Source organism: Streptomyces sudanensis (genome assembly GCF_023614315.1).
Taxonomy (GTDB): domain Bacteria; phylum Actinomycetota; class Actinomycetes; order Streptomycetales; family Streptomycetaceae; genus Streptomyces; species Streptomyces sudanensis.
In genome coordinates, this window is record NZ_CP095474.1 from 75,976 (window position 1) to 94,710 (window position 18,735).

The following is an 18,735-nucleotide window of genomic DNA, read 5'->3' on the forward strand; positions in this document are numbered from 1 at the left end:
CCCGCGACAGGGCCGCCGGCCTCCAGCGGACGGCCCACGCCGTCAGCGGTCCCCGGCCGGCCTTTCCACCGGTACCGGGCTCGCCCATCCGACCGGGTGCCGGGGCGGCCCGCCGTGGCCTTCAGCGGCGGGCCGCCTCGTGCAGGTGCCGGCGCAGCTGTGCGCGCAGTCGCGGCAGAGGAGCGCCCGCGCCGAGCCGGCGCAGGAAGCCGGCGGCGTCCCAGGTGATCAGGCCGCCCTGGCGGGAGAGGTACAGGCCGACCCGGTCGATGCCGAACCGGTCGTCGTAGTCGAGCAGGAGGTATCCGGCGAGCTGGTGGATCTCCTCGCGGCCCAGGCGGCGGGGGTCCTTGGTGGCTTTGCAGTCCAGCAGCAGGCCGCCGAGGATGTAGTCGGCGTCGGCGCCGCCGATGTCGCCGCTGCCGGCGAAGACCGGACCGCACACGCGGGCCCTTTGCGGCAGGGCCCGGAAGGCGGCGAACGGCCCCTCGGCGAGCCGCATCTGCTGGTCGATGTCGGTCACCACGTACTCGGGGACCGCCGCGGTGAGGTCGTCCAGGGTCGTGGCGGGAGTGGCGGAGCCGAGCATGCTGAAGCGGCGGATCTCACCGGTGCGGGCGATGTCCTCGAAGAAGCCGGCGACGAAGCACAGCCGGGTGAGCGCGTTCTCGTCCATGCTGCCGGGGTCGGCGAGGTAGGCGTCGACGGCGGCCAGCAGCTCCCGGCCCGCCGCGTGCAGGGCCCCTCGGGTCCCACGAGCCGGTGCTCCGGGCAGCGGTCCGGTCTCGTCGAGGAGCATGACACCGGCGGCGACGGCCGGTCCGAGCCGCCCGCCGAGGCTGAGGCGGAGGCGGTAGTCGACGGCGTGGCCGAGGGCCGACCAGTTCGGGTACCGCACGTCGATCGGCTGCACCGGGTGCGGGAGGCCGGCGATGCGCGCCTGGTAGTCGCCCACCAGGTTCTGGCTGTACGGGAGGTGGGCGGCCATGAACTGCGAGACCGGTGAGGAGTCGTACTTCAGCTGCCCGGTCAAGGACAGCTCGATCATCGGCCGGCCGGCCACCGTGCCGTCCCGGCCGGTGTCGGCCATGGTCTTCTCGTACGCGTCGATCCAGGCGATGCCCTCGGTGTCCAACCGGTGGCGGGCACGGGTGACCGCGACGTAGATCAGGCGGGCCTCGCTCGCGTTCAGCGCGCGCTGCAGCCCCAGGTCGTCCACCGGCGGGGCCGTGAAGCCCTTGCCGATGCGTACCGACGGCCACTCCCGTCCCTTGGCCTTGTGCGCGGTGGAGACGGTGACCTGTGCCTTCTCCTCCGGGGAGAGGCGGTCCACCGCGGTGATGATCTGGTCGGGGCCGTAGGTGTCGACCAGCTGCACGATCGCTTTGAGGTCCTGGCCGGCCTTGTCCTGCTCGGCGTACTCCTGCACCTCGCCCCAGGAGGAGAACAAGAACAGCTCCGGGTGGCTGGTGCGCTGCCCGGCTTTCAGCTCGAGTGCGGCCTTGGCGATGCGCTGCAGCGCGCTGCCCCCGCCGGTCAGCGCCACTGGGACGCCGAGTTCCAGGTAGGACAGGACTTCGCTCATCGCGTCCACGTTGCCCCGGCACAGCACCGCCTCGGGCCGCGCCACCTCACCCACGCGGGAGCCGGGGCCGTGGCCGGTCAGCTGCATCTCCGACTCGGCGTGCCCCAGCCACCGGTTGGCCACCTCGGCGATGGTCGGGCCGAAGCGGAAGGACTGGGTCAGGCGCAGTTGCTCGGCGGGGAAACCGGTCATCACATCGCGCGCGTTGCGCCAGCCGTAGATCTGCTGGGCCGGGTCCCCGACGCACACCCGCTGCGCGTCCTGGGCGAGGAAGACCTCCTCCAGCACCGGGTTGGTGTCCTGGGCCTCGTCCAGCAGGACGAAGTCCGCCCCGAGCCGCGGGGAGGTCATCGCCCACAGCTTCATGTAGTGGTCGTGCTCGAACCGCAGCCGGCCCGCGGGCGAGCAGATGTCCTCCCACGCACGGTGCGCGTAGGGCAGCAGGGTGCGGGCGAGATAGTCCTGGCCGGGGCCGTCGAGGCCGTTGACCGGCTCCATGTGGCGGGCCATGACCTGCCGGTCGGTGGTGTAGCAGAACTTGCGGACCATGCCCATCACCAGGCGCGCGGCGTGAGTGACCTTGATCTGGCGGGAGCCCCCGTCGAGGTCGCGGGTAATGCCGAGCAGGCGGGCGGTGTGCTTGGCGGGGATCCGCGCCGAGGCGTCCAGACGCTCACGATAGTGGTGGCCGACGGCGCGGAAGGCCAGGGAGTGCGCGGTACGGCACTGCACGTTCGGCCCGAACCGCCCTCGGGCGTCGTCGGCGATCGCCCGGTTGAACGCCACGTACAGCCCGCGTCCGCGGGTCGCGGCTCCCATCAGGATCAGCGTGGACGTCTTGCCCGTCCCGGCACCTGCGACCAGGGCCAGGTCCCGGCCGGAGGCGAACACCTCACGGGCAGCCTGCTGCTCTTTCGTCGGCTCCATGGCCATGAATTCCTCTCCGGGAAGCGCGGCTTCACGTACCGCGGCCCAGAGGCTGGAACGGGTGGTGACCAGCCGTCAACACAGTCATGCGTTCGGCAGCCGGTTCCGGCCGAATTTCGGGGCGGGCCGCACGGCGACGCGCCGGTCACCTGCGCGGCGACCGGACCGCCTCCTCGTCGTCGGGCCTGCGCCGGGTGTTCACGTGTTGGCCGGTCCTCGCCGCCCCGTCCGGGTCCGTCACTAGCGTGGCCGGGACAGCGGCCGGGCTCCCCCGGCGGTGGAGGAACGGCAGTGAAGGGCGCGAACGGCATGACGTTCACACGCTGGAAGGACCGGTCCGTCGTCGTGACCGGAGGTACGCGGGGGATCGGATTCGGTATCGCCGAACTCTTCGCCCGGCAGGGCGCCGCCGTGCTGCTCACGGGCCGGGACGAGGAGAGGGCCCGGAAGGCGGCGGACGGTCTCGCCCAGGCCACCGGCGGGCGGGTCGCGGGCATGGGCGTGGATGTGCGGCGGCCCGAGGAGATCGAGAAGATGGCAGCCGAAGCCGAACGGCAGTACGGCGGGATCGACGTGCTGTGCGTCAACGCCGGGATCTTCCCCGAACGTCCGCTGCGCGAGCTGACCGCCGAGGACGTGGACGAGGTCCTGGGCGTCAACCTCCGGGGCTCCATCCTGTCGGTGCGGGCCTGTCTGCCCGCGATGGAACGGGCCGGCCGGGGCCGGATCGTCCTGACCTCCTCGATCACCGGCCCGGCGACCGGCTACGCGGGATGGTCCCACTACGGGGCCAGCAAGGCAGGGCAGTTGGGTTTCCTGCGCAGCGCGGCTCTGGAGCTGGCGCCGTACGGCATCACGGTCAACGCCGTCCTGCCCGGAAACGTGCGCACCGAGGGGCTGACCGGCCTCGGGTCGGACTACCTGCGCCGGATGAGCGACTCCATCCCGCTGGGACGGCTCGGTGAGACCGTCGACGTCGCACACGCCGTGCTCTTCCTCGCCTCCGACGAGGCGTCCTTCGTCACCGGCCAGTCCCTCACCGTCGACGGCGGCCAGACCCTCCCCGAGTCCCTGGACGCCTTCGCCGTCCCCACCGGCCCCTGACCCCGGCCGGGGAACCACCCGGCCCTCGCACCCGCCTCACTCCGGCCAGGTGCGCACGACCCGATCCCCGGATGCCTCCGGAACCGCGCCTCCACTGCGGACGCGGAGGCCCCCGGGGGCCGGTGCCCCGAAACGGCACGATCGTCGGGACCGGCACCGGCTCCCGCCGGCACACGGGCACACGGGCACACGGGCACACGGGCACACGGGCACACGGGCACGAGCCGAACACGGTCAAGCCGGCCGGCGGGACACGGCCGCGGGGGCCGTTCCCCGCCGCTGATCGAGCTTTTCCATGACGCGGTCGCGGAGAAGCTCGTACTCCTCACGCAGCCTGCGCCATTCGGTCACGGGAGGGCGAGGAATCACAATGCCCCCGGTGACGGTCTCCTCCGGCCCGAACTGCTCACGGGTGAGGTCGATCTCGATCCCCCCGCCCAGGCGGTTCCACCAGTGGTAGTCCACACGCTCTCCGCCGACGTGGACCTCCCCCCGGACCAACTCGCCTCCCAGCAGGTCGTTGAGCACCATGGCGGTCACTCCACACTGGTCCCGGGCCGGATTGCCCTCGGTCCAGCGCGATCGGAACTCGGGCGTGCACGTCTCGGCACTCCAACTGCTGCGGACGGCTCGTTCGATGTCGGTGAGAAGCAGCGGTGTCATGCCGGCGATCCTGCCAGCAGGCACTGACAACGGCCGGACACCGCAGGCACGGCAACCGGCTGCCGCCCTCAAGGCCGACGAACGCCTCCCGGCTCCGCTGACCCCGGCTGCCTCCCCGACTCCCCGGCTCCTCGGCGAACGGCGTCGGCAAGCACGCACAAAGCCACGCCGGTCCCGCCGCCCACGAACCCCCTGGTGTCCTGCCCGGGATCGCTCCCGGGACCGCTCCCGGAATCGCTCCGGAATGCTCGTGGACGGCGACGCCCTGGAGTGGTGGCCGAAGCGGCCAAAGCAGCCGACCGCCTGGAAACCGCTGAAGCTCCTATAGATCGTCAAGCGGTCTGAAGGAGCGGTTTCGGTGTGGTCTGTGAGCTGATGAGGTGCTTGTAGACCTCGCGCGCTATGAAGCGTTTGAGGCACCGGAGGATGTCCTTCTTGGACATGCCTTCGGCGGTTCGTCGGATCACGTAGTCCTTGGTACGGGTGTCGTAGCGCATGCGGACGAGCGCGATCGTGTGGAGTGCGTTGTTGGCCTGGCGGTCACCGCCGCGGTTGAGGCGGTGCCGGTGGGTGCGACCTGAACTGGCCGGGATCGGCGCCGCCGCGCACAGGTGCGCGAAGGACGCCTCCGACCTGAGCCGGTTCGGGTTGTCGCCCGCCGTGATCAAGAGCTGGGCGGCGGTTTCGGTGCCGACGCCAGGCAACGCAACCAGGTCGGGGACGGTCTGCGCGACCAGCGGTTTCAGCTCGGCATCGGCATCGGTGATCTCCTCGGTGAGGTACTGGTAGCGGCGGGCGAGGCGTCGCAGTGCGGTGCGAATCGCGCAGGCCGGATCCGCGTGGTCGCTGCCCGGGCGCGAGCGGGCCAGCTGCCGGATCAGCTCGCCGGTCGGCAGAGCGCGCAACTTCTCACGGACCTCGCCGGGTGCGGTGACGATGAGCGTGCGGATCTGATTGATCGTCTGGGTACGGGACTTGATGGCCGAACGGCGGACCACGCGCAGGGAGCGGATCGCCTCTACGACGCCGTCGCGCGTCTTCGGCGTACCACCGGCCCGGCCGGAGAGCACGGCGGTGGCTGCGGCGTAGGCATCGACGGGGTCGGACTTTCCGTTGGCACGCCTGGCCCGCCGGTCGGGCCGGTCCACGTCGATGACGGTGACCTGGTTCGCCCGCAGGTACCGCGCCAGTTCGGCGCCGTAGGCACCTGTGCCCTCGACGCCGACGGCCATGAGGTCACCGTGCGAACGCAGCCAGTCCAGCAGGCGGCGGTAGCCGGCGGGGCTGGTGGGGAACGCCTCGGTGGCGAGGTGGCGACCGATGGAGTCGATCACGGCGGCCTGGTGGAAGTCGGTGTGGGTGTCCACGCCGCCGACCACCGCTATCTCGTCTGCCATGCTGACTGCTGCTGTCCTTCCGTGCGACGCGCGAGGGATGACACGCGCCGGTCGGGCGACAGGACAAGACTGTGATGGGACCTTTGGCCGGGCTCCTATGAAGTCACAGACGCCCGACCGGCCGCGTGCATGGCGGCACCGCCCGGACGGCCGACGATTCAACCGCAGGACAGCCGGAGCGTCAGTCAGTCGGAGGGTCAGACCCCCGAGCGGTGCCATCTTCATCCTCACAGTCAGTCGACGGGTGCCACCCGGATCAGGTTGCCGTCGGGGTCGGCGACGACGAAGGTGCGGCCGAACACCTCGTCGTGGGGTTCCTCCACCGTCTTGACGCCCTTGGCCGCCCACTCCCGGAACTGCCGGTCGATCTGTTCGGGACCGCCGTCCACGGTCACGCACAGTTCGCTGGTGCGCGGCGCCGACAGGTGGTCCGACACCCCGCTCCACAGAGCCAGCTCGAAGCCGCCGGTGAGGGGGAACGAGATGAACCGGGGCGTTTCGAAGCTCGGGGCGATGTCGAACAGCTGCGAGTAGAAGCGGGCGGACGCCGGTGCGTCGGAGACGTAGACGATGACCATGTTCGGGACTGCCATGAGCGGCTCCTTCGGTTCTGCCGGTCGTTCCGGACGGACAAGATCCTGTCGGTCATACCTGACAGATCCTGTCGTGTTCCCGTGAGAACCTCGGCATCATGACCCCGGATCGTTTCTTCTCCCTGCTGCTGGCCCTCCAGACCCGCGAGGCCGTCACCGCGGCCGACCTCGCCGAGCAGACCGGGGTCTCGGTGCGCACCGCGCTGAGGGACCTGCGGTGGCTGCAGGAGGCGGGTTTCCCGGTACTGGTCGAGCGCGGCCGCTGGGGCGGTGTGAGGCTGCTGCCCGGCGGCGCCCTCGACACCTCGCGGCTCACCCCCGCCGAGCGGGACCACCTCGTACTGCACGGCCTGGACGACGAGCAGCGGCACCAGCTGGGCGCCGGCACCGAGAGCCGCCGGGCCCGTGCGAAGCTCGCGGCACGGCGCCAGCCCACGGCTTCCCGGCTGCCGATCAGCGCCGTCGTCGTCACCGACAACAGTCCCTGGTTCGGCCGGGACGCCGAAGGCGCCGACCCGAGCGCCGTCGTCGGCGACGTACGCCGCGGTGTGCGGCTGCGCATCCGCTACCGGCGCTCCGAAGACACCGAGCCGACCTGGCAGGTCGTCGATCCCTACGGTCTGCTGGCCAAAGCGGGCCGCTGGTACCTCGTCGCCGACCGCCGCGCGGTCCCCCGGCTGTACGCCCTCGAACGGCTCGTCGACTGGCGGCCGATGCGTGCCCCGCGCCGACTGCGCCCCGAAACGACCCTCGCCGACGTGGTGGCGGAACTGACCTCGCGCTGGCAGACCGCCGGCGCCGTCCAGGTGCACGCACGGCTCGCCGCCCGCCAACTCGACCGCGCCCGACGCATCCTCGGCTCCCGCATGACCGTGCACTCCCACACGGACGAGGAGGTCGCGATCACGGTGGCGTGCCGGGAGACGGAGGACGTACGCCAACTGCTGCCCTTCGCCGACGACCTGATCGTGACCGGTCCCCCCGAAGCCCGTGACCGGATCCGCGAACTCGCGGCACGGACCCTTCACCGGTACGCCTGACGGGCTCGTGCGCGCCGGGCGCCGCGAACTCGCCGGTGCGGCCCGGGCATACCGGTGAACCGGTGAACCGGGATGTCGTGCGGCAGGCCCCCGCCGGGGGCCGCCGCGCCGGAGGGCCGGCCCCAGGCTTCGGCGGGGTCGCGCCGCCCGCCACTTTGGCCCTCGCCCCCGGTCTCCTGGCGTATCTGGTTGCCGCCGCGTTCTGCGGCGCCGCCCTCGGGCTCGCCAACGCCCTCACCCTCATCGCCACTCAGGGCATCGTCCGCCCCGAACGCGCCGGTGAGGCGTCCGGCGTCACCAAGACCGTCATCACCGTCGCCGCCGGTCTCGGCGTCGCCCTCGCCGGCTCCGTCACCGGTCACGACGTCCCGGCCGCCGAAGCCGCCGCCCGTACAGCGCTGCCGGCCGCGGCCGCCACCTGCGCGGCCGCGTGCGCGGTCCTGCTGTCGTGGATGCGCACCGTACGCATCCGGGCCCGGTGGGCGGGAGCACGGGACGCCGGGAAGGGGCCTCGCCGGCAGGCGGGGAGCGTGCCGAGGTGACGGGGCCGACCGCATCGGCCCGCGCGCTGCCGGCGCGGCCGGCGGGCGGCCGCCGAGTGCGGCGCGGCGGCGGTGGCGGTCGGGCGCGAGGTTGCTTCTCGAAGGATCCGGGCTCTTGGTGAAACCGGGAACAGGTCCACCGGCGTATCCGAACCACCAGGGCCGAACTCCATGCGACTCAGGGGCGACCCGCGTTCACGCGCACGCCGGCAGCCGGCCGGCCCTTGCGCCGGTCCGGCCCATGTAGTGGGCTGCCCCCCATGACTACGAGAAGCATGGCCGCGCTGGCCACGATCCTGGTCGTGGCGTCCGTTCCCCTGGCGGGCGCGCCCGACCGGCACGCGACGGCGGCCGAACCCGCCGCTGTCGCCGGCTCGGCACCACTCGCCGATTCGGCCCTCGTCCGGGGCGTGGACCTCAACACGGTGACGATTCCCGAACTGCAGGCCCGCATGCGTCGCGGCTCGCTGACATCGGCGGCGCTGACGACGGCGTACCTGCGGCGGATCGAAGCCATCGACCCGAAGATCAACGCGGTACTGCGTACCGACCCAACGGCCTTGCGCCAGGCGGCCGCCAGCGACGTCAGGCACCGTCGCGGCACCGTCCGCGGTCCGCTCGACGGTATCCCCGTCCTGCTCAAGGACAACGTGAACACCCGCGGCATGGCGACGACGGCCGGGTCGCTGGCACTGGCGGGCAGCCCCCCGGACACGGACGCGGCCCTGGTCACGAGGTTACGGGCGGCGGGCGCGGTGATCCTCGGCAAGGCCAACATGTCCGAGTGGGCCAACTTCCGGGCGGCGAAGCCGACATCGGGCTGGTCGGCGGTGGGCGGCCAGACGAACAACCCCTACGTCCTGGACCGGAACCCCTGCGGATCGTCCTCCGGTTCGGCCGCCGCGCTCGCCGCGTCGCTGGCGCAGGTGACGATCGGCACGGAGACGGACGGCTCCATCGTGTGCCCGGCGGGGATGAACGGCGTGGTCGGCCACAAGCCCAGCCTCGGGCTGGTCAGCCAGTCGGGTGTCGTCCCGATCTCCGCCGAACAGGACACCGCCGGCCCCATGGCACGCAACGTCGTCGACGCCGCGCTCACCCTTTCGGTGATCAGCGATCGCGACACCGCGCGCACCGGCCGCGCTCCCGGTCTCGCGGACGGGGCCCTGCGCCCCGGCGGCCTGCGCGGCAAGCGCATCGGCCTGTGGCGGCTCCCTTCGCTCGGCCCGCGGGTGGACGCCCTGATGACCCGTACGGCCGCCGAACTGCGCGCCGCGGGGGCCCGGGTCGTCGAGGTGACCCCGCCGTACCAGGCGAGACTCGCCGAACTGGAGTTCCCGGCGCTCCTGAGCGAGTTCCACCGGGACATCGACGCCTACCTCTCCACCCGCGCCGGCGGGCCCCGCACCCTGGCCGACCTGATCGAGTTCAACCGCGCGCACCCGGCCGAGCGGACCTGCTTCGCCGGGCAGGAACTGTTCGAGCAGGCACTGCTCGCACCTCCGACCACCGACCCGCGCTACCGGGCCGCGCGGGCCGAGTTGCGGGACCTCTCGCGGCGCTCCATCGACGAGACCATGGCCGCCCACGACCTGGACGCCATCGCCTCCCCGGCGAATCCGCCCGCGTGGACGACCGACTGCGCCCGCGGTGACAACGACATCGTCCCGTCCTCCACCCCGGCCGCCGTCGCCGGGTACCCGTCCCTGTCCGTGCCCGCCGGGTTCGTGGACGAGTTGCCGGTCGGCCTGCTCCTGATGGCCGGCGACCGCCAGGACGCGGAACTGCTGTCGCTGGGAGCCGCGGTGGAGCGGCGGCTGGACGCCTGGCGGGCGCCCCGGTACCTGCCCTCGGTGCCCGCCGGCGCCTCCCGGTGAAGCGGCAGCCGGCCGCCGGAGGGGCCGGCCGCCCCACGGTACGACCATGCTCCGACCGGCGACCGGGGCCGCGCCACACGTGGTGACGGAGATCCGGGGCCGTTCGCGGAACAGCGTCGCCCGGCACGTCCACGCACGTGTCCTGCGCGGCACCCGGCGCGGGCCGTGAACCGGGCGGGCCGGACGGCGGGCCGTGAGCGGGCCGCCCCCGGCACCGGGGGCGGCCCGCTCGAAGCCGACGGGGCCCGCCGCCCGGAGGTGCGCGCCGCGAGGGAGGAAGCGCGCCCGGCGTCCGTCGAATCCCTGTGCGGGGCGACGCGCCTGCGCCATGATGGGTCCGGCGGCGAAGACACCCGGGGGGCGCTGATGGCACCGATCGGACGCATGCGCGCGGAGCGGCTCAGGCGACGGACGGCCGAGGCCTACGAAAGGGCGATCGCCCACCAGCGGACTCCCGGCCGGGAAGCCGCGCTCCGTGCGCTCGAAGCGTTCGGCGAGGCCCACCGGAGTCTCGGGCAGCTCCTCGAGCGGCATCCCGAGGACCGCGAGCTGTGGCACATGCGCGGGGCGCTGCTGTACTCCGAGGCGTCCTCCCAACTGGCCGCCGGCCTGCGCAGCGAGGCGATCGCCTCGCTGAACGGGTGCGAGGAAGCGTACCGGCGCGGTGCGCACCCCGACGGCGGCGTCCTCGCCGCCGACGCCGCCATCCGTCGCGCCCGTGCCCACAGCCAGGACGGAAACGCGTTGTCGGCGCTCGCCGACGTGGACGCCGCCATCACCGCCTACGTACGGGAGGGCGCGTTCGCCTCCCCCCACCCGCGGCTCGCGGACTTCGCGCGCGTCCTGGCTCTCGCCTCCACCGTCCACCTCGCCAGCGGCGACCGGGATCAGGCTCTGGCCTGCGCCCGGCAGTCCCTCGCCCGCTACGGCGACCTCATGGCCGCCGCGCAGGGCCGCCTCCCCGCCGACCACCTCGGCTACGCCATCGGCATGGCCGGCGACACCGCCACCCGCCTGGAGGCGGCCCGCGGCAACTGGAGCGCGGCCCTGAGCGTGGACGCACTCGTCCTGCAGGTGGCGGAGCAGGGCTGGGGCTCCCTCGGCGCGGCCCTCGCCCGCCGGGGCCTGCACCTGCGCCTGGCCGGCCGCCCGCGCGAAGCCGAGCCGCTTCTCGTCCGGGCGGAGCGGGAGTCCCCGGGGTCCGTCGCCCGCGAGGAGGAGACCGCCGCCCTCGCATCACCGCCCACCTTCGGGGAAGCCCTCGCCGCGGCCGAGTCCCTCATGCGCGGGCAGCCGCGGCCTGCCGTCTCCCCGCGGGACGTCGGACTGCTGCGTGAGGCGCTGACGGCCCACGAGTCGTACTCGGCGACGTCCCGCCTCGTCCGCCCGGCCGCGCTTCCCGCCCAGGCGGCCCAACTGGTCGCTCTCGCCGACTGCCTGGTACGCGAGGGGGAGGCCGCGCGGGCGTGGCGTGTCGCGGCCGAGACGCACCTGATGTGCCGAGCGGTGATGCGTTGCACGGACGGATCCGCGCCGGGCCGGCCGCCGGGCCTGGCCACCTCGTGGTGCGGAGCGCTCGAGGTGGGGGCCCGCGCGGCCCTGGCCATGGAGGAACAGTCGCTGCTGCGGGACATGAAGGACACGGTCCGTGCCGTGTACGCCTTTTTGGGCCCGGGCCCGCAGGACGCGTGCCGGGAGCTCCTGGAGGAGGCCCTGGCGCGGCTCGACGCCGCGCCCCCTCGGCCCTCCCGGTGACGGGCGCGCCCCGCCTCCGGGCCGCCGCCGGCACTCCCCCGGCGGCCCCGTGCCGGACGCGGGGCCGGGCCCGGGGCCCGTGCGCGCAGGCATCGGCCGAAAGTCGCCGCTGGGCGCCGGGCCCTGTTGATGCGGCGGCGCGCCGGGGCTTCGATGGCCCCCTGCCGGGGGCGCGGTGCCGCCGGCGCCGTCGACGACTGGGGGCTGAGGGGCTGTGCGTGAGCGTACGAGAGGCAGAGGCCGCGGAGGCGGCCGTGGAACACGGCTGAGTGCGATATCGGGTGCGGTGGCGCTGGCGGGCGTCACCGCACTCGTCGTTTCGGCGGTGCCCGCCGGCGCCGCGGCGGGGGCGCAGGCTCCGCCGCCGCCCGTCCCGGGCGAGGTGGTGCCCGGGCAGCGGACGGCGGCACCGGCCCTGGTGCAGGGCATCCGGGAGCGCGCCCCGGAGGCGGGGGACCCGGCGGCGGCGGCCCGCGCCCATCTGGCCGACAAGCCGGAGCGGTACCGGATCGAGCACGCGGAACGCGACCTCGTGCCCGCCGGGACCACCGTCTCGGGCGGCCGTGAGACCGTGCGCCTGGAGCAGCGGCACCGCGGCGTGCCCGTCCTGGGCGGTCAGTACATCGTGCGCATGGAGCGGGACGGCGGGGCGCGGATCGTCACCGGCACCTCCGGCAGGTACTTCACCGGGCTGAGCGTCTCGACGACGGCCGAGGTCGACGGGGAACTCGCCGTGGAACGGGCCGTGGACGGCGTCCTCGACGACCTCGCCGGGCGGCACCTGGCGAGGGCGCCGCGCGAGGGCGGGGAGGAGGAGGCCCCGCTGCGGGGCACCGCCCGCGGCCTCGTCGTCCTGCCCATGGGCACGGGCGTCCTCACCCGGCACGTCACCGTGCGCGGCACCGACCCGGCCACCGGCGGACCCGTGCTGCGGGAGGTGTACGTCGACGCACGCGCCGGCTATCCGGTCCTCGCCCACAGCGGCATCAAGACCTTCGGCGCGCCGGGCCGGACGGCCGGAAAGCCCCCGGAGGACGCCGCCGGGCGGCGGGCGCGGGCCGCCGGGGACGAGAAGGGCAGCGGTGTCCGGCTCGACGGCACCCCCGTGCCACTCGACGTGTTCCGCGGCGAGGACGGCGGGCCGTACCTGCTGCGGGACCGTACCCGCATACCGGACGAGTACGGCGCCCGGACCCTGGCCACCTGGGACGCGCGCGGCAGGAACGCCGGCGAGGTCGGCGGGAAGTGGCCCGAGGGCATCGGGCAGTTCGCCTCGCCCACCCCCGAGTTCGGCGCCGAGGCCACCGAGGCGGGGGCCGTCGACGCGCACTGGGCCACGGCTCGGGTCTACGACTACTTCCGTGACAAGCACGGCCGCGACAGCCTCGACGGCCGCGGCATGGGGATCGACTCCCTGGTCGGCGTGACCGAGTTCGGGGAGCCCTACGTCAACGCGTTCTGGGACGGCCAAAAGGCGGTGTACGGCAGCGGGGACGGGGAGTACCGGCCGCTCTCCGCGGCCCTGGACGTCGTCGGCCACGAGCTGACGCACGGTGTGATCGAGCATTCGGCGAACCTCGTCTACGCGGGCCAGTCCGGCGCCCTGAACGAGGCCGTCGCCGACTACTTCGGCAACGCCATCGAGGCGGACGTCCACGGCATCCCGACGACCGACCCGGACTCCGGGCTGGTCGGGGAGCGCCTGTGCCGGACGAAGAGCCCCCGCGAGTGCGCCCTGCGGGACCTGTCCGACGGGCGGACCACCACCGGGTCCTTCCTCGGTCTGGACTTCGCCCACGACAACGGCGGCGTCCACCTCAACTCGACCATCTTCGGCGGCGCCCTGTGGGACGCCCGCAGGGAACTCGGCGCGGACCTCACCGACAGGATCGTGTACAAGGCGCTGACCGAGTACCTCACACCGCTCGACGGCTTCACCGAGGGCCGTGCCGCCGTCCTCGCCGCCGCGAAGGACCTCGGCGTCACGGGGACCTCCCTGAAGGCCCTGCGCGGCGCCTTCACCGCACACGGCATCGTGCCCGGCTGGGAGTCGGCCCTGCGGATCGACTCCAAGCCGCTGCTGGGCCGGATCAACACCACCGGTACGAAACTGGGCGCGGGCGGCGGCTGGTGGGCGGCCTCCCGTTCCGACGAGGACGGCTCCGAGCCGTACTCGGTGTGGGCCGGGCGAGCCGACGGCAAGGGCCAACCGAAGCTGATGAGCCCCAACGACGGCCGGTATCACGCCAATCCGTCCACCGACGGCAGGACCGTGGTGTGGCAGGCCTACGGCCCCGGCGGCGTCGAGCTCCTGGCGAGGCCGCTCGCGGGCGGCGTCGTACGCACGCTGTGGTCCGGCCGCAGCGGCGGAAGCGTCTCCGGTGTCGACGGCGACGTCGTGGCCTTCACCTACGCGAACGTGGGCGGGCGTTCGGCGGTGGCCTACCTGAGCCTGAAGGATCCGAGGAACATCGAGACGTTCGGCGGCGGGACCTACCGCCGGGCCTACTCGCCGTCGGTGAGCGACGGCAAGGTCGCCTACCGCGAGTGGCGGCGGGTGGCGCTGGGCGCGCGCGCCGTCTACGAGTGGCGGATCCTCGTCGTCGACGTCGCGACCGGCGAGAGCACGGTGATCGAGGAGTACCCCGCCGCCACGAGCCTCGGTCCGACGGCCGTCAACGGCACCCACGTCTTCTGGCTCCTCGACGAGGATCCCGCCGACGGCGCGACGACCCTGCGGCGAGCCACCCTGGAGGGGTCCGAAGCGGTGGACCTCCTTCCCGCGCACGGGCCGGACGCGCGGTACGCGCGCGACCTGACGGTCTCCGAGGACAGCGCGACGGTTCTCAGCTACCTGCCCGACGCCCCCGTCAGCAACGAGGCCAGCCCCAAGCTCCACCAGTTCGCGGCTGCCGGGACCCCCGGCGCCCCGGGCACCTACAAGGGCCGTGTCTCCTGCAACCGGGGGGCCCAGACGCACCCCGCGGCCGTCGGCGGCGGCCGGGTGGTGTGGCTGGACTCGACGACCGGGACCACCGACGTGGTCACGCGCGCCCGGCCCGCGGGCCGCTGCGACCGGGGCGCGCGCTGAGTCGCGGGTGAGGACGCGCGGGGTGCACGGGGCGGTCCGCGTCCCCGGGGNGGGGGTGGAGGAGGCGCTGCGGGGCTGCTGCACGGCCCTGTGGCGGACGGCGCTCTCGAGGCACTCCGCGAGGCGGAAGCCGCGCCGCCCCGACCGGCGGGGCGGCCCGTACGCGAGGGGCCGTCCACGCTCCGGGATCCCGCCGGGCGCCTGACCTCGACGGCACCGGACACGGCGAGCGGCTCCTGGAAGCCGGTTTCGCCGGTGCGCTCGTCGATCGGCGGGTGCGCCGGCCGAGGTGCGTCGACGCGCCCTCGGCCGCGTGCGGGGGGCCGGTGAGCAGGCCGAGGCCGTCCGGGGCGTTCGGGGTCTCGGCCGGCTCGGGCAGCGCGGCGCTCCGTCGGGCGCGGCTCGCGTCCGGCGCGGCTCGCGTCCGGCGCGGCTCGCGTCCGGCGCNGCTCGCGTCCGGCGNNGCTCGCGTCCGGCGCGCGGGCGCGTCCGGCGCGCGGGCGCGTCCGGTGAGGTCCGCTCCGGCGGCGACCGCGTCCGGGACGCCGCGGCGGCGGGGCGCCCTGTCCTGCTCCTTCGCAGGTCGCGGGCGCGGCGGTGCGGACGGTACGCCCGCACCGCCGCGCCGGGCCGGTCCCGAAAGGCGGGCAGCCGTTCCGGGGGCGCGCCTTTCGGGACCGGCTGGACAGCGTGCGCCCGGGCGCACGGTGCCCGGNNGNGCCGCCGACACCGCGCGGCAGGTCACCGGCTTCGCCGCGGTCNNCGCCCNNGCGGCGGCCCCGTCCCGGCACGCCTCCGCACCGCCCGGCTTCGGCCGGGCCGCAGCCGCGGACACCGCCACCCCCGCCGCCCCGTCGGAGCCCGCGCCACCGGTGCGGGCCCCCGCTCCTCCCGTGCGGGTGCTGGTACCGGGCGTGGGGCTGGACGCCCCGGTCCGGCCGGTCGGCGTCACCGGGGCGGGCGACCTGGCCGTACCCGCCGACCCCGCCGTCGCGGGCTGGTACCGCTTCGGGCCGGCACCGGGCGGCCCGCGGGGCTCATCCGTCCTGGTGGGCCACGTCGACGACGGCACCGGGGCCCTCGGCGAGTTCGCGGCGCTCCGCGATGTCGCGGCCGGCGATTCGGTGGAGGTGCGGCGCGCCGGGAGCACGCCGGTCCGCTACCGCGTCACCGCGCGCTCCACGGTCCCGAAGGACGCGCTCCCGGCCCGGGTGTTCCGCAGGAGCGGCCCGCCGGTCCTCACCCTCGTCACCTGCGCCCCTCCCTTCGTCCCCGAGGCCGGCGGCTACCAGGCCAACCTGATCGCCACCGCGGAGCCGGCGGACACCTGAGCCCGCCGGCCCCGGGCCCCGCCNGNNNCCNGGCCGGCGGGCTCAGGAAACAACCGGCGAACCGTCCGGCGGCCCCGCTCCGGCCGGACGTCCTCGACCGCGTACGGCACGCCTGCGGGGCGGCCCGGTCGCCCGGCGGCGCCGGTGGCACGCCGGCCGGCGGGGCGGGCAGGACGGCTGGCCCGCCGCAGTGCGGGCGCGCCCGGGATCCCCGGGCCCGGCCCGCCACGGCGGTGGCGGTGGCGGTGGCGGTGGCGAAGGAGGCGTGGCCGCGTTCGTCGTGGCGGGAGGCGACCGCCCGGGACCGCTCCGTGCGGTCGACCGCCCGCCCGGCGGTGCCGCGCCTCCGGTGGCGCTGCTCGTCGAAGCCGGAGGCCGTCCATCATGTGCGGCTCACCGGGGCCCGCGTCGGCCCGGTCGGCAGCGCGTCCCGTCCCGGGTCCTGGTGACCGGACTCGCCGCCCCTGTCGGGGGCGGTCGGCGGGGCATCGACCGCGGGCTCTCGTCACCCGCGTGCAGCCGCGGCGCCCGACCGTCGGCGTTTCGGCCAATCCGCTCCGGCCGCGTGCTCTTGCGCGGCAAGGGTCGATGCATGGTGCAGCTTCGGAGAACCGCTCAACCCCGGGAAAGGCAACCCGTCCGAAAGCGCATGTGTTCGAAATCGCGGCGGCGTCGTTGGACACGCCGACACCACCATCACGTCCACGAGGGGGAACACGTCGATGAGAAACGAACCAGCCGGTGGCGGAGCGAAGAACCCTCCGAGGTCCCCCGTCCCGGACGGCATCTCGGATGCCGAGCGGGAGTTGTACGGAGGCCGGTTGCGCTACGACCATTCCTACGTCCGCCACGAAGGGCCGCTGACCCGGCTGGGGTTCGGTCACATGGCGGCAGCGCTGCCCCGGATGGTGGGCATGGTGCTGCGCACCGGGTGGCAGGCGGACCGGCGGGCGCTCGCCGGGCTGGTCGCGGCGCAGCTCGGGCAGGGCGTGACGGCCGGCTGGGGTCTGGTGGCGGTCAACAGCGTCCTGATGCGGCTGTTCGCCGACGGTCCGACCGCGGACAAGCTCCGTGACGCGCTGCCGTCGCTCGCGGTGCTCGCGGTCGCGGTGGTGGCGGCCGCGGTGCTGTCGGCGTGGTCGACGGCGATGTCGGGCCGGCTGGAGCCGCAGGTGGAGCGGGTGGTCTCCACCCGGTACTACACGGCCGTCACCCGTGTGGAGGTCGAGGCGACGGAACGCCCGGAGGTCCAGCGGGTTCTGGAGGCGGGGAAGTTCGGCACGGACTCGGCCCGCGGCATGCTCCGGCTGTCGGTGGGCGTGGGCAACGTGGTGATCGGCATGGTGGCGGCCGCGGTCGTGCTGGCGGCGCTGCACTGGGCTCTGCTGCCGATGCTGCTGGCGATCGCCCTGCCCAAGGGGTGGGGTGCGGTCCGCTCCGCGCGCCGTGAGTACTTCTCGCGCCTGAACTGGGTCGACCACCGCAGGGCGGTCGCCTCCCTGCTGGCGTATCTGACCCGCCCGCACGCCGCCGGGGAGATCCGCGTGCACGCCGCCGGCACGAAGCTGCTGTCCGGTTACGAGGAGATGTCGCGGCAGACGGAGGCGGAGCAGCGGCGCCTGGCCCGGGCGCAGGCCTCCACGGACCTGGTCGCGGGAGCGTTCGCCGGTGTGGCGTCGCTGGCCTGCTACGGGGTCCTGTGGTGGCTGCTGTCGACCGGTGGTCTGCCGCTCGCGGTCGGCGGGACGGCGGTGATCGCGATCCGCACCTCGACGGCGCGGCTCACGTCGCTGGTGCAGCAGGTCAACCGGCTCTACGAGGAACTGCTGTTCCTCACCGACACCGAGGACGCCATCAGGATCGCCGGGCAGAACGCCATCCCGGACTCCGGGACGCCGCTGCCCGCGCCGGTGCGGGAGGTACGGACGGAAGGAGTGTCGTTCACCTATCCGGGAGCGGACCTCCCCGCCCTGGAGGGCGTGAGCGTACGGGTCCCCCGGGGGAAGGTGACGGCCCTGGTGGGGGCGAACGGCTCGGGGAAGACCACCCTCACCAAGGTGCTGGCGGGGCTTCTCCTCCCCACGGAGGGAAGCGTGTGGTGGGAGNNNGGGCCGGGCGGGCCGGTCGAGCTCCGCGAGGCGGACCGCGCCCAGGTGTTCGCCGAGGTCGGGGTGCTGGCGCAGGACTTCCCGCGCTGGGAGATGACGGCGGCTGCGAACGTGGCGATCGGCGCCGGCGATCGTCCGCGGGACATGGACCGCGTCCGCCGGGCCGCCGGGGAAGCGGATGTGCTGGACCTGATCGAGGGCCTGCCGCACGGTTGGGACTCCATCGTGTTCAAGGGCTTCGAGCGGGGCGTCCAGCTCTCGGGCGGCCAGTGGCAGAAGCTGGGGTCCGCCCGGACCCGGTACCGGCAGGCGCCGTTCCTGCTGGTCGACGAGCCCACCAGCGCCCTCGACCCCCACGCCGAGATCGCCTCGTTCCAGGCGCTGTGGTCCCTGGCCGAGGAAGGGCACGCCGTCGTGCTCGTCACCCACCGGCTCGCCGCGACCATGAACGCCGACCACATCTACGTCCTCGACCACGGCCGCGTCGTCGAGGACGGCACCCACGACGAGCTCATGGCCCACGAGGGCGGCCTGTACCGCGGCATGTTCACCGCCCAGGCCGCCCAGTACGGGCTCACGCCCGCGGGCGGCACGCTTCCCGGCCCCCGCGGCACCCGGCCGGACGCCCACGAGGCGGTGGGCTGACCTGCCGGCACGGACCCCGCAGCCCTTCACGCAGAAGGCGAGACGACGGTCGTGCCCCGGCCCCTCCCCCATCCGCG

The 18,735-nt window shown here is 74.3% G+C and carries 12 protein-coding genes and 1 pseudogene; 9 read left to right on the forward strand and 4 right to left on the reverse strand.

Annotated features, from left to right (window positions below; genetic code table 11):
* Positions 1-121 precede the first annotated feature (121 nt).
* A complete protein-coding gene (locus tag MW084_RS00290) occupies positions 122-2,512 on the reverse strand; it encodes a UvrD-helicase domain-containing protein (protein ID WP_202947921.1) in 2,391 nt (796 codons plus the stop codon).
* A 309-nt stretch (positions 2,513-2,821) separates the two neighbouring features.
* On the opposite strand from MW084_RS00290, the gene fabG reads away from it, so the two are divergent.
* Positions 2,822-3,616, forward strand: a complete 795-nt coding sequence (gene fabG / locus MW084_RS00295) for a 3-oxoacyl-ACP reductase FabG (protein ID WP_029553530.1) — start codon at positions 2,822-2,824, stop codon at positions 3,614-3,616.
* A 234-nt stretch (positions 3,617-3,850) separates the two neighbouring features.
* Here fabG and MW084_RS00300 read toward each other — a convergent pair whose 3' ends face one another.
* From MW084_RS00300 to MW084_RS00310, 3 genes are all read right to left on the reverse strand, one after another.
* Positions 3,851-4,279, reverse strand: coding sequence for a YunG family protein (locus MW084_RS00300; RefSeq protein WP_010471007.1), 429 nt, complete (start codon positions 4,277-4,279; stop codon positions 3,851-3,853).
* 332 nt (positions 4,280-4,611) lie between these two features.
* Entirely contained in the window at positions 4,612-5,676 is a 1,065-nt protein-coding gene (locus MW084_RS00305) for an IS110 family RNA-guided transposase (protein ID WP_275563388.1), read from the reverse strand.
* 233 nt (positions 5,677-5,909) lie between these two features.
* A complete protein-coding gene (locus tag MW084_RS00310; RefSeq protein WP_029553899.1) occupies positions 5,910-6,269 on the reverse strand; it encodes a VOC family protein in 360 nt (119 codons plus the stop codon).
* Positions 6,270-6,367: 98 nt separating this feature from the next.
* Here MW084_RS00310 and MW084_RS00315 point away from each other — a divergent pair, with 98 nt between their 5' ends.
* The 8 genes and pseudogenes from MW084_RS00315 to MW084_RS00350 form a co-directional block, all read left to right on the forward strand.
* Positions 6,368-7,309, forward strand: a complete 942-nt coding sequence (locus MW084_RS00315) for a helix-turn-helix transcriptional regulator (RefSeq protein ID WP_010475667.1) — start codon at positions 6,368-6,370, stop codon at positions 7,307-7,309.
* Between the two features lie 62 nt (positions 7,310-7,371).
* Entirely contained in the window at positions 7,372-7,851 is a 480-nt protein-coding gene (locus MW084_RS00320) for a hypothetical protein (protein ID WP_029553900.1), read from the forward strand.
* A 260-nt stretch (positions 7,852-8,111) separates the two neighbouring features.
* Positions 8,112-9,728 (forward strand): amidase, encoded by a 1,617-nt coding sequence (locus tag MW084_RS00325; protein WP_029553901.1) that lies wholly within the window; start codon positions 8,112-8,114, stop codon positions 9,726-9,728.
* 366 nt (positions 9,729-10,094) lie between these two features.
* Positions 10,095-11,483: a hypothetical protein gene (locus MW084_RS00330; RefSeq protein WP_158684379.1), complete on the forward strand. Its 1,389-nt coding sequence runs from the start codon at positions 10,095-10,097 to the stop codon at positions 11,481-11,483.
* A gap of 286 nt (positions 11,484-11,769) precedes the next feature.
* Positions 11,770-14,574, forward strand: a complete 2,805-nt coding sequence (locus MW084_RS00335; RefSeq protein ID WP_010475674.1) for a M4 family metallopeptidase — start codon at positions 11,770-11,772, stop codon at positions 14,572-14,574.
* 914 nt (positions 14,575-15,488) lie between these two features.
* Positions 15,489-15,905 (forward strand): class F sortase, encoded by a 417-nt coding sequence (locus MW084_RS00340; protein ID WP_275563785.1) that lies wholly within the window; start codon positions 15,489-15,491, stop codon positions 15,903-15,905.
* 722 nt (positions 15,906-16,627) lie between these two features.
* The coding region (locus MW084_RS00345; protein WP_275563389.1) for an ATP-binding cassette domain-containing protein at positions 16,628-18,010 on the forward strand (1,383 nt) is incomplete at its 3' end.
* A 3-nt stretch (positions 18,011-18,013) separates the two neighbouring features.
* Positions 18,014-18,658: pseudogene (locus tag MW084_RS00350) on the forward strand (ATP-binding cassette domain-containing protein); the annotation flags it as partial.
* Positions 18,659-18,735 lie beyond the last annotated feature (77 nt).